Annotated in this window: 12 protein-coding genes and 1 pseudogene; 8 read left to right on the forward strand and 5 right to left on the reverse strand. The window is 64.8% G+C overall.

Annotation, left to right across the window (positions count from 1 at the left end; translation table 11 throughout):
- From Q0L57_RS29860 to Q0L57_RS29890, 7 genes and pseudogenes are all read left to right on the forward strand, one after another.
- A pseudogene (locus Q0L57_RS29860) lies at positions 1 to 165 on the forward strand (class I SAM-dependent rRNA methyltransferase); the annotation flags it as partial.
- On the forward strand, positions 166 to 1,026 hold the full coding sequence (locus Q0L57_RS29865) for an RNA methyltransferase (RefSeq protein WP_296746681.1): 861 nt from the start codon (positions 166 to 168) through the stop codon (positions 1,024 to 1,026).
- 13 nt (positions 1,027 to 1,039) lie between these two features.
- The gene (gene lspA / locus Q0L57_RS29870; RefSeq protein ID WP_296746682.1) at positions 1,040 to 1,528 is read left to right on the forward strand and encodes a signal peptidase II; all 489 of its coding nucleotides are present in this window, start codon (positions 1,040 to 1,042) and stop codon (positions 1,526 to 1,528) included.
- Positions 1,529 to 1,641: 113 nt separating this feature from the next.
- On the forward strand, positions 1,642 to 2,631 hold the full coding sequence (locus tag Q0L57_RS29875; RefSeq protein WP_296746683.1) for an MDR family oxidoreductase: 990 nt from the start codon (positions 1,642 to 1,644) through the stop codon (positions 2,629 to 2,631).
- 88 nt (positions 2,632 to 2,719) lie between these two features.
- Entirely contained in the window at positions 2,720 to 5,002 is a 2,283-nt protein-coding gene (locus tag Q0L57_RS29880) for a PAS domain-containing sensor histidine kinase (RefSeq protein WP_296746684.1), read from the forward strand.
- A gap of 183 nt (positions 5,003 to 5,185) precedes the next feature.
- Positions 5,186 to 6,070: a GNAT family N-acetyltransferase gene (locus tag Q0L57_RS29885; RefSeq protein WP_296746685.1), complete on the forward strand. Its 885-nt coding sequence runs from the start codon at positions 5,186 to 5,188 to the stop codon at positions 6,068 to 6,070.
- Positions 6,039 to 6,425 carry an MmcQ/YjbR family DNA-binding protein gene (locus tag Q0L57_RS29890; RefSeq protein ID WP_296746694.1) on the forward strand — a complete coding sequence of 129 codons (387 nt, stop codon included), beginning with the start codon at positions 6,039 to 6,041 and terminating at the stop codon, positions 6,423 to 6,425. The genes Q0L57_RS29885 and Q0L57_RS29890 overlap by 32 nt, the downstream gene beginning before the upstream one ends.
- A gap of 7 nt (positions 6,426 to 6,432) precedes the next feature.
- On the opposite strand, the gene Q0L57_RS29895 is transcribed toward Q0L57_RS29890, so the two are convergent.
- Complete coding sequence (locus Q0L57_RS29895) at positions 6,433 to 7,065, reverse strand: trimeric intracellular cation channel family protein (RefSeq protein WP_296746686.1); 633 nt, start codon at positions 7,063 to 7,065, stop codon at positions 6,433 to 6,435.
- A 106-nt stretch (positions 7,066 to 7,171) separates the two neighbouring features.
- The gene (gene grpE / locus Q0L57_RS29900; protein WP_296746687.1) at positions 7,172 to 7,804 is read right to left on the reverse strand and encodes a nucleotide exchange factor GrpE; all 633 of its coding nucleotides are present in this window, start codon (positions 7,802 to 7,804) and stop codon (positions 7,172 to 7,174) included.
- A gap of 219 nt (positions 7,805 to 8,023) precedes the next feature.
- Here grpE and Q0L57_RS29905 point away from each other — a divergent pair, with 219 nt between their 5' ends.
- Positions 8,024 to 8,218: a hypothetical protein gene (locus Q0L57_RS29905; RefSeq protein ID WP_296746688.1), complete on the forward strand. Its 195-nt coding sequence runs from the start codon at positions 8,024 to 8,026 to the stop codon at positions 8,216 to 8,218.
- Between the two features lie 24 nt (positions 8,219 to 8,242).
- Here Q0L57_RS29905 and Q0L57_RS29910 read toward each other — a convergent pair whose 3' ends face one another.
- The 3 genes from Q0L57_RS29910 to Q0L57_RS29920 form a co-directional block, all read right to left on the reverse strand.
- Entirely contained in the window at positions 8,243 to 8,776 is a 534-nt protein-coding gene (locus Q0L57_RS29910; protein ID WP_296746690.1) for a DUF934 domain-containing protein, read from the reverse strand.
- Between the two features lie 161 nt (positions 8,777 to 8,937).
- The gene (locus tag Q0L57_RS29915; RefSeq protein ID WP_296746692.1) at positions 8,938 to 9,702 is read right to left on the reverse strand and encodes a phosphoadenylyl-sulfate reductase; all 765 of its coding nucleotides are present in this window, start codon (positions 9,700 to 9,702) and stop codon (positions 8,938 to 8,940) included.
- The coding region (locus Q0L57_RS29920; RefSeq protein ID WP_296746693.1) for a nitrite/sulfite reductase at positions 9,677 to 10,867 on the reverse strand (1,191 nt) is incomplete at its 5' end. The genes Q0L57_RS29915 and Q0L57_RS29920, both read right to left, overlap by 26 nt.

Here is a 10,867-nt window from a genome sequence, read left to right on the forward strand (position 1 = left end):
CTCACCGCCTATTCGATCCGCGCCTCCTTCTTCGCCATCCATGCCTTGATGCGCGATACCTTCGCCGGCATGGGCGGCACGGTCGAATCCGGCGAACTCATCATCCGCGAGAAATCCGCCGGCCGCGCGCTGTCGACCTCGCTGTTCTCGCGTTGGGTGGCCTGAATGACGGTACATGACGGAGCCCGCCCGGTCGGGCAGGTCAAGGAAGTCACCAGCCTTGCGAACCCGATGGTCAAGGACATCAAGGCGCTGGCGCTGAAGAAATTCCGCGACCAGCAGAACGCCTTCATGGCCGAAGGCCTGAAGCTGGTCATCGACGCGCTCGACCTTGGCTGGTCGATCAAGACGCTGGTCTTCGCCAAGGCCGGGCGCGGCAATGCGGCCGTGGAAAAGGTCGCGGCAAGAACCGTCGCCGCGGGAGGCACGGTGCTGGAAGTTTCCGAGAAGGTGCTGGCGGCGATCACTCGCCGCGAAAACCCGCAAATGGTGGTCGGCGTCTTTGCCCAGCAGACAGTGCCGCTGAAGGACATCCGCGCCAGGGACGGCGATGTCTGGGTTGCGCTCGACCGCGTGCGCGATCCCGGCAACCTCGGCACGGTGATCCGCACCGCCGACGCAGTCGGCGCCAAGGGCGTGATCCTGGTCGGCGACACCACCGATCCGTTCTCCCTGGAAACAGTGCGCGCCACCATGGGATCGATCTTCGCCGTGCCCGTGGCGCGGGCGACCGAGCAGGCCTTCCTCGCCTGGCGGCGCGACTTTCCGGGCCTGGTCTGCGGGACGCATCTCAAGGGCGCCGTCGACTACCGCTCGGTCGACTTCTCCAGGGGTCCGGTGCTGCTGCTGATGGGCAACGAACAGCAGGGACTGCCGGACAGTCTGGCCGAGAGCTGCGACCGGCTGCTCAGGATCCCCCAGGCCGGCCGCGCCGATTCGCTCAACCTGGCCGTCGCCACCGGCGTGATGCTGTTCGAAATCCGGCGCGGCGCGCTTAAGCTCGACCCTGCCACCGACAAGCGATGAGGACTGTCAGATCGTGAAATCATGGTCCGCCTATGCCGTGCTGGTCGTCGTCGCAATCGCGCTCGACCAGTGGATCAAACAGCTGGTCGAGAGCAGCCTCGCATTCCAGGAGAAGGTCGATCTCCTGCCCTTCTTGGCGCTCTTCCGCACCTACAACACCGGCATCGCCTTTTCGATGCTCTCATCCTTCGGCGACACGGGATTGGTGGTCGTCGCCGTGCTCGTCGTCGCTTTCGTGCTCTACCTCGCGACACGCACGCCGGCCGGCCACGTGATCGCCCGCACCGGCTTTGCCCTGATCATCGGCGGCGCTCTCGGCAACCTTATCGATCGCGCTGTTTACGGGCACGTCATCGACTATATCCTGTTCCACACGCCCGTCTGGTCCTTCGCGGTGTTCAACCTCGCCGACGCCTTCATTTCGGTCGGTGCGGCGCTCGTGGTCTTCAATGAGCTCATCGGCTGGCGGCGCGAGGCGAAGCCCCAGGATCCAGGCAATTGACCTCGCGCGGCGAGAGCCGCAAAGTCCACTCCGAAGCAATGACAGGAAAGCTGCGCGGCGGTTCTCCATCCGCAGCCGCGCAATAGCAAATGGCGAGAGCCGAGGAGAAAAAAGTGTCCGATACCTTCAAAGCCATCCTCGTTTCGCGCGATGCCGAGAAAAAACAATCGGTCGATGTCGTTGACCTGACCGAAGCTGACCTGATGGAAGGCGACGTCACCGTTGCCGTCGAGGCGACGACGGTGAACTACAAGGATGGGCTCGCCATTACCGGCAAGGCGCCTGTCGTGCGCCGCTGGCCACTGGTGCCGGGCATCGATTTCGCCGGCACCGTGACCGCTTCGACCCATGCCGACTGGCGCAAGGGCGACAAGGTGATCCTCAACGGCTGGGGCGTGGGCGAGACGCATTACGGCGCCTATGCCGGGCGCGCCCGCGTCAAGGGCGACTGGCTGGTGCCGCTGCCCGACGGCATGAGCGCGCATGACGCGATGGCCGTGGGCACTGCCGGCTATACGGCGATGCTTTCCGTCATGGCGCTGGAACGGCACGGCATCCTGCCGGATCGCGGACCGGTGGTGGTGACGGGCGCCGCCGGCGGCGTCGGCTCGGTCGCCGTCTCGATCCTCTCCAGCCTCGGCTACCATGTCATCGCCTCGACCGGCCGCAATGCCGAGAGCCCCTATCTGATCGACCTCGGCGCCGCGGAAGTGATCTCGCGTGAGGAACTCAACCAGCCGGCAAAGCCGCTCGCCAAGGAACGCTGGGCGGGCGGCGTCGACTCCGTCGGCAGCCATACGCTCGCCAATGTGCTGTCGATGACCTCCTATGGCGGCGCGATCGCCGCCTGTGGCCTCGCCGGCGGCATGGACCTGCCGGCAAGCGTCGCGCCCTTCATCCTGCGCGGCATATCGCTGCTGGGCATAGATTCGGTGATGGCGCCGAAACCGGTCCGGCTCGAAGCCTGGCGCCGCATCGGCGCCGACCTCGACCTCAAGAAACTTTCGACCTTGTCACGGACGATCGGCTTCGATGGCATCATCGGCGCCGCGCGTGACATCGTCGAGGGCAAGATCAGGGGCCGCGTGGTCGTGGATATGTAGGGCGCAACCTTCGGAATCCGGGCAGAACGCTAAAATTCGAACGATCCGCCGCAATTTTCCATAATGTCTGTCTGGCAAGGATTTCCGCATGATCGCGGACTCCGACTTGAGGCAGGACAGCAATACCGCAGGCGGCGGCTACGGCGAGGGCCCGGAAGCGCCGAAGCGGCAGGTGCTTGTCGCGCCGCCCCTGGCGCCCGAAGCGCCACGGGCCAGCCGCGAAGGCCTGGCTTTCCTGACGATCGTCGCCATAGCCGTGCTGGCGGCACTGTCGCATCTGACCGGCGCTCCCGCCTTCATCAGCATCGGGTTGCTGGCGACCAGCCTTGCCGGTCTCGTCATGCACCTGCGCAGCCGTCGCGCCGAACGCCGCAGCGCGGCTCTCCTCGACGAGACCGCTGCCCGTAGCCGCGCCGAGATCGAGACGCTTGCCGACCGCATGTGGGAGATGCAGGAGAGCGAGGAGCGTTTCCGTGGCCTGATCGACGCGCTCGGCGACCTCGTCGTCCATCGCGACCGTGACGGCCACATCGTCTATGCCAATAAGGTCTTTGCCTCGCTCGTCGATGTGGATCAGCGCGATCTCGCCGGCAAGACGCTCTCCGAACTCGGCATCGATGTCGGCATCGTTCCTGACGCCGCCTTCTCCGATCATGAATGCCTGAGTTCCACCGACGTCTCCATCCGCTCGCCAACGGGGCCGCGCTGGTTTTCCTGGATCGAGCTCTCGGTGCGCGAGAAGGACACGGGCTCGGTGTCGCACCGGGCGATCGCCCGTGACATCACAGCCCGCAAGCGCGCTGAATCGTCGCTGATCACCGCCCGCGAGCGCGCCGAATATGCAAGCCAGGCCAAGTCGCGCTTTCTTGCCACCGTCAGCCACGAGATTCGCACGCCGATGAACGGCATCATGGGCATGGCGAAGCTGCTTGCCGACACCAACCTTTCGCCCGAGCAGCGGACCTATGTCGGCGCGGTCTCCACCTCGGCAAGCGCCTTGCTCGCACTGATCGAGGACCTGCTCGATTATTCCAAGATCGAGGCCGGCCGTTTCGAGCCGGAGCCGCAGCCGACGTCGCTGCGCGAGATCGCGGACAACATCATAGAGCTCCTGGCCGCTAAAGCCTTTTCCAAGGGCATTGGCCTCGGCTGCCATGTCGAGCCCGACGTGCCGCAGATGATCACCGCCGATCCGGGTCGCGTGCGCCAGGTGCTGCTCAACGTTATCGGCAATGCCGTCAAGTTCACCGATGCAGGCGGCGTCCTGCTCACCTTGGCGCGTGCCCGGACCGAAACCACGGACCGCATCTGCTTCACCGTCACCGACACCGGCCCGGGGCTGCGCGAGGAGGACATGGAGCGCATCTTCGAGGAGTTCGAGCAGTCCGACGGCACCTCGACCAGGGTCCATGGCGGCGCCGGGCTGGGCCTCGCCATTTCTAAACGGCTGGTGATCGCCATGGGCGGCACGATCTCCGTATCGAGCCGGCTCGGCGAAGGGTCCGAGTTCCTCTTCGACATCCCAGCCACCGCCGCTACCGATCAGCCGAGGCATCGCAACAACATTCTTTCCGACCGGCGCGCGGTGATCGTGTCCCAGAACGCAATCGAAGCGGACGCGATCGCGCGCACGATCCGCGCCTATGGCGGCTCGGTGGAGATCGCGGCGACACCCGCCCAGGCCGCGCCATATGCCGCAGGCTGCAACGCGCTGCTGATCGATGCCGCGCTTGAAAATGGCGATGGCCGCTTGCTCAAGCGTCTGCGCCAGGGCGGCTTTACCGACTGCGAAGCCATCACGTTGATCGCGCCGACCGATCGCGGCGCGCTCGGCGAATTCCGCGCCAGCGGCTATGCCACGTTCCTGGCGAGGCCGGTGCGCGGCGAAACCCTGCTGCGCGTGCTCCTGACCAGCCACGTGCCGGCGCCCGCCCAGCCGCAGCCCGAACAGCGCGGCGCCTCGTCCGGCCGCCGCCGCGATCAGGGCCTCTCGGTACTGATCGCCGAGGACAACGACATCAACGCCATGCTGGCGCGCGCCACGTTGCTGAAAGCAGGACACAGGGTCAAGATCGTCGGCAACGGCAAGGCAGCCGTCGAAGCCGTCACGGAAGCCGGCCTTAAGCACCGCTTCGACGTGGTGCTGATGGACCTTCACATGCCGGTGATGGATGGGCTGGATGCGATCGCCGCCATCCGGCGCCATGAGGAGGCGACGGCAGTGCCACCGATCCCGATCATGGTGCTTTCGGCCGACAGCCAGGAAAAGACCCGCCACGCAGTGCTTGCGCATGGCGCCAGCGGCTTTGTCACCAAGCCGCTGGACCCGGATGCGCTTGTTCATGCCGTCGAGGGCCAGGTTGCGGCCTGACGAATTTTTTGCCTGCCTAAAACCTTGGATTGCCTGGGTTTCGCCGGCATAGCGTAGCCGGTTGAGTGTTTTCGCCAGCCGACGAAGTATTGCTCGCCACGTCGTATCACGGTACTGTCACAATCCTGTTGCACCTACACCGTATCCCCGTGCCAAGAGGGATGGCTCGAAGGAGAATCACTCGTGCATACAGTCATGCCGGAACGTGACACTCGGCCTAACGCTGGCGGCGCCCTGCTTGCTGCCCGGACCGATGCTGTCGCAAATGGGGCACCGCTGGGCCGCATCGGCAACCTCGAGGTGCGGCTCGCCCGCAGCGAGGCTGAGATCGCCGCCGCCCAGGAGGTGCGCTACCGGGTATTCTATGACGAGCTTGGCGCCAGGAAGGATCTGTTCCAGGCGCAGGATCGGCGCGACGCCGACCGTTTCGACCCGCTCTGCGATCATCTGCTGGTTCTGGACACCTCGCTCCCCGGTCCCGAGCATCGCCGCATCGTCGGCACCTATCGCCTGCTCCGGCAGGAAATCGCCGCGGCCGCGGGCGGATTCTACTCCGAGGGCGAATTCGAGCTGACGAAGCTGATCGCGCGCCATCCCGGCCAGCGCTTCCTCGAGCTCGGCCGCTCCTGCGTCCTGCCCGAATATCGGTCCAAGCGCACCATCGAGGCGCTGTGGCAGGGCATCTGGGCCTACATCAACCACTATGGCATCGGCGTCATGACCGGCTGCGCCTCTTTCCACGGCATCGTGCCGGCCGCCCACGCCGAGGCGCTCACCTATCTCGCCCATCACTGCCGCACCAACCAGGCCTGGGATGTCCGGGCGGTTGCCGGTCGCTACTGTTCGATGGACCTGATGCCTATCGAGGCGGTCAACACCAAGGCCGCGATCGCGGCCATGCCGCCGCTGGTCAAGGGCTATCTGCGTGTCGGCGCCCGCATCGGCGATGGCTGCGTCATCGATCACGAGTTCTCCACCGTCGACGTCTTCGTCGTCATGCCGGTCAAGGAGATCGGCGCCCGTTATGTCAACTACTATGGCGGCGAAGGCCAGCGTTTCGCCGCCTGACGGCGGTGTTTCCTCCGCCTTTCGGATATTGAAGGCCGCAGCAAGCGGCCTGCCGGATGTTGTCGAATCGACCTCCTACGGGACACCTGCGCTTAAGGTAGGCAAGAAACTCATGGCGAGGGTCAAGGACGCGGACACCGTGGTCCTGATCTGCCCGCTCGACGAAAAGGAGATGCTGCTCGAGGTGGCACCGGAAATCTACTTCGAAACCGATCACTACAGGGGCTGGCCGGCGGTCCTGGTGCGAATCCACGCTATACCGGCCGATGAGCTCAGCCACCGCATCGAGCAGGCCTGGACGAGGCAGGCGCCAAGGAAATTGGTGGCCGCCAGGCAGGCATCGCAAGCACGATGAGCAGCGGTCAGGGGATATCTTCCGGCCGGCGGCCCGGCCGGCTCTTGTAAGCCGGGAACGACCAGCCGAATTTCAGCGCGCCGCCACGCACCAGTAACGCCGCCGCGAAGCCGAGCAGGCTGGACACAAGCGCCGGCAGACCCGCGAGATCGCCGAGCGTGAAGAGCGTGGCGCCCGCAAGGGCCGCCGTGACGTAGATTTCCGGTCTGAGCAGCACGGAAGGCTCGCCGGCGAGCAGGTCGCGCAAAATACCGCCGAAGGTCGCCGTGAGCACGCCGGTGATGACGGAAACGACGGGCGAGCCGGTGGCCGCCAGGCCCTTTGCCGCGCCCATCACCGCGAATGCGGCGAGCCCGATGGCATCGAGCCAGAGCAGCAGCTTGTAGCGGGACTCGAAGCGGTGGGCGCTGAAGAAGACAACAACCGCCACCGCGACGCAGATCAGCACATAGCCGTTGTTGGCCACCCAGAACACCGGCAGGTTGAGGATGACGTCGCGCAGCGTTCCGCCGCCGATGCCGGTGACGCTAGCCAGGAAGAGGAAGCCGATGATGTCGAGTTGCTTGCGCGAGGCGGCAAGCGCGCCCGTCGCCGCAAAAACGGCGACGCCGGCGTAGTCGAGCAACTCGATGGGATTCATGATGAGCGAATAATGAGCAGCGAATGGTGAGTAGTAGTGAATACCACGAAGCCCGGCAGTTGGTAGCCAGCTTCCCTATTCGCCACTCACTGCTCTCTATTCGCTATCAAGCATCCTTCTCGGCCTGCTCGTTCACGGGACCCGGCTCGACGGGAGCTTCGGTCGCAGCCTTGGGACCGCCCTTGGCGACGCCGACCATTGCCGGCCGCAGCACCCGCTCGCCGATCGAGTAACCCGGCTGGACAACCTGGACGACGGTGCCGGCGGGAACGTCTGGATTGGGTATTTCGAACATTGCCTGGTGGAAATTCGGGTCGAACTTCTCGCCTTCCGGCGCCAGCTTCTTCACGCCGTGCCGCTCGAGCGCTGAGAGCATGGCGCGCTCCGTGAGATCGACACCTTCGATCAGCGCCTTGAAGCCGGCATCGCCTGCCGCCTTCGCCTCCGCCGGAATTGCATCCATCGCCCGGCGCAGATTGTCCGATACCGACAGCATGTCGCGTGCGAAATTGGCGACGGCGTAGGTGCGCGCGTCGTGCACGTCGCGCGCGGTGCGCCGCCGCAGGTTCTCCATTTCGGCCGCGACGCGCAGCGCGCGGTCCTTCAGTTCTTCATTTTCCTTCAGCAGCCGCACAAGCGCCTCATAGTCGCCGTCGACGCCGCCTTCCGTACGCTCGCCGGAAGCCTGGGTGGCTTCGATATCCTCGGGCGCGCGTTCGTCTTTTGCCTGGTCGCTCATCGCCGTTTCCCGTCATTCGGATTGGTCTGGATTTGCGCCCGATATCGAGGTTTGAGGGCCAAAAATCAAGGGGCAAGCTCGATTGGCCGCCGTGCAGTCGATCATTCGAAGTTAATTCAAATTTTACCGTACCGGACAGCTTTGCTTGCCATCTTAGGCCGGGGCGGGAACCATTACAGGGCTGAGGGAGTTTCGAAGCCGACACAGGATTTTGGGACTATGAACGGCAACAAGAGCAAGAGGCGCGCCGAACTTGCAGCCGATATCAGGCGGCAGGTGGGCAGCGAGGCGACCAATCGCCTTCTGCGCGCATTGCCAGCCTTTCGGTTGGAGAAGGACGTGCCCAAGCGGCTCAGGGATCTGCTCGATCGCCTCGATGGAGCCGATGGAACGACGATAAGCGGCAACAACTGAGTAAAAAAGGGCGCCGCCGCTGGCTCACTCGGCGCGCCTGCGCCGCCAAGAATATTTCGGGCCGTTGGCCTCAGGTTCCACGGCCGGCTGGTAGTAGACCGGCAGGCCATCGGTGCGCCCTTCTTCGAGCCGCTTCAGCAGCACCGGGTTGGAGACCTCGAATTCATCGAAGCCCAGCCTGAGCATATGCGGCAGCTGGTCGACCAGCACCTGGCCCGTGGCGCGGACCGCACCGGTGAAATGGTGGCGGCTGCGCAGCAATTCTCCTTTGGAGAAGGAGCGGCCATCGCTGAATGCCGGGAAGGCCAGCGCCACCAGCGACAGCTGGTCGAGCAGGCCGACGATCTTGTCGAGCTCATCACCGGGCTGCAAGAGCACGCCGACACGCTCCTTGGCCGACTTGCGGACCTCATCGTCCAGCGCCAGGAAGGCCTGCAATGGCAGGATGAAGCGGCCGTTGCCCGCGAGCGCCTCGGCGCTTTCGGCATGGGTCCATTCGTCTTCGCGAAAACCGCTCGGGGTCCAGAGGCGGGTTCCCGCTGTCGTCGATCCAGTCATCAAAAATCCTAAAGTCCCAAAATCCAGATGTATGTCGAGCAGGTCGGGTCGGCTCGAGAACGGTGGCTTCCGAAAACCGAGCGGAGCGTACTTGAAGTAAGTCAGCACCGGAAGCGCGGGAAGCCGCCATTCGCAGGCAGGCCCCGAGATATCGGCATATCTTAAAGTGAGGCGTCGGTCAGCGACTTCTCTAAGCCCGACAGGTGGATACCGCATTCGGTCTTGGCGTGACCTGCCCAGCGGCCGCTGCGCGCGTCCTCGCCGGGTTGCACCGGTTGCGTGCACGGGAAGCAGCCGATCGAGAGGTAGCCGTAGGCGACCAGCGGGTTTTCACGCAACGCGTGCGCGCGCATATAGTCCGCCTGATCCGACGTCGTCCAATGCGCCAGCGGGTTGATGCGGATGCGTGAGCCGATAGCCTCGAAGACGGGCAGCGCCGACCGGGTCGACGCCTGAAAACGCTTGCGCCCGGTGAACCAGGCCCGGAACGGCTCGATACCGCGCGCCAGCGGCTCCACTTTGCGCACATTGCAGCAGGCGTCGGTATCGGTCTCGTGCAGCCCGCCGGTCGGATCGACGCGTTGAAGGGCCGCCTCGTCCGGCGTGATCACCCGGATGTCGGTCAGGCCGAAATCCGCGATCAGCGCGTCGCGATAGCCGAGCGTTTCCTCGAAATGCTTGCCGGTGTCGAGGAAGACCACCGGCAGCGAGCGGTCGATCTCGGAGATCATGTGCAGCAGAACCGCTGAATCCGCGCCGAAGGACGACACGGCCGCGATCTCACCGCGGAAGAATTCCCGCGCCGAGCGCTCGATGATCTCGATCGGCTTCAGATGGCCGAGGAGCGCGTCCAGCCCCGCCGCCTCCGCGGCGGCGCCGGCCTCGACACTGTCGGTCCTGTCAAGCGGCCTTGGTTTCGCCAGCATAGAGCGCCTCCTTGAACGGCGCGGGACCGACACGGCGGTAGGCGTCGATAAATCGTTCGTCGGGACTGAGCCGAAGGCCGAGATAGGTGTCGACGATCTGCTCGATGGCGTCGGTGATCTCTTCGGACGAGAAGCCGCGGCCGATGATCTCACCGACCGAAGTGTTCTCGTCGGCCGAGCCGCCGAGCGTCACCTGGTAGAGCTCTGTGCCCTTCTTCTCGACTCCGAGAATGCCGATATGGCCGACATGGTGATGGCCGCAGGCATTGATGCAGCCTGATATCTTCAGCTTGAGCTCGCCGATCTCGCGCTGCCGCTCCAGCGAGGCGAAGCGGCGCGAGATTTCCTGCGCCACAGGTATGGAGCGGGCCGTGGCCAGCGCGCAATAGTCGAGGCCAGGGCACGAGATGATGTCGCTGATCAGGTTGGAATTGGCTGTCGCCAGGCCGATTTCGACCAGCGCGTCGTAGACCGCCTTCAAGTCGGCCCGCGCCACATGCGGCAGGATCAGGTTCTGCTCATGGCTGACGCGCAGCTCGTCGAAGGCGTATTTCTCGGCGATATCGGCGACGGCCTCCATCTGGCTGTCGGTCACGTCGCCAGGCACTTCGCCGATACCCTTGAGCGAAATCGTCACCGCCGCATAGTCGGGGTGACGGTGCGTCACGACATTCTGGTCGAGCCATTCGGAAAAGCTCTTGGAATCGAGCCGCGCTTGCTTGACGACGGCATCGCCGTCCGGCCGGGCCGAGAGCGCGGGCGGCGCGAAATACGCGTTGATCGCCTGGATATCCGCCTCCGGCAACTTCAGCTCGGTATCCTTGAGCTGCTGCCATTCAGCCTCGATCTGCCGGACGATCTCCTCGACGCCGGTCTCATGGACGAGGATCTTGATGCGCGCCTTGTACTTGTTGTCGCGCCGGCCATAGAGGTTGTAAACGCGCAGGATCGCCGTGCAATAGGACAGCAACTCGGCTTCCGGCAGGAAGTCGCGGATCTTCTTGGCGACCATCGGCGTGCGGCCCAGGCCACCGCCGACATAGACGGCAAAGCCCAGTTCGCCGGCCGCGTTCTTCTTCAGATGCAGGCCGATGTCGTGCGCCTGGATGGCGGCCCGGTCGCGCTCGGCGCCCGTCACCGCGATCTTGAACTTGCGCGGCAGGTA

Origin of the sequence: Mesorhizobium sp. (genome assembly GCF_024509055.1) — a bacterium.
Classification (GTDB): Bacteria; Pseudomonadota; Alphaproteobacteria; order Rhizobiales; family Rhizobiaceae; genus Mesorhizobium.

Bases quoted from the DNA above. Each gene is read 5' to 3' on its own strand.
- grpE (WP_296746687.1), bottom strand. From the start codon at position 7,804: ATGAGCGACCAGGCAAAAGACGAACGCGCGCCCGAGGATATCGAAGCC.
- Q0L57_RS29880 (WP_296746684.1), top strand. From the start codon at position 2,720: ATGATCGCGGACTCCGACTTGAGGCAGGACAGCAATACCGCAGGCGGC.
- Q0L57_RS29905 (WP_296746688.1), top strand. From the start codon at position 8,024: ATGAACGGCAACAAGAGCAAGAGGCGCGCCGAACTTGCAGCCGATATC.
- Q0L57_RS29910 (WP_296746690.1), bottom strand. From the start codon at position 8,776: ATGACTGGATCGACGACAGCGGGAACCCGCCTCTGGACCCCGAGCGGT.
- Q0L57_RS29915 (WP_296746692.1), bottom strand. From the start codon at position 9,702: ATGCTGGCGAAACCAAGGCCGCTTGACAGGACCGACAGTGTCGAGGCC.
- Q0L57_RS29890 (WP_296746694.1), top strand. From the start codon at position 6,039: ATGGCGGCGAAGGCCAGCGTTTCGCCGCCTGACGGCGGTGTTTCCTCC.
- Q0L57_RS29895 (WP_296746686.1), bottom strand. From the start codon at position 7,065: ATGAATCCCATCGAGTTGCTCGACTACGCCGGCGTCGCCGTTTTTGCG.
- Q0L57_RS29865 (WP_296746681.1), top strand. From the start codon at position 166: ATGACGGTACATGACGGAGCCCGCCCGGTCGGGCAGGTCAAGGAAGTC.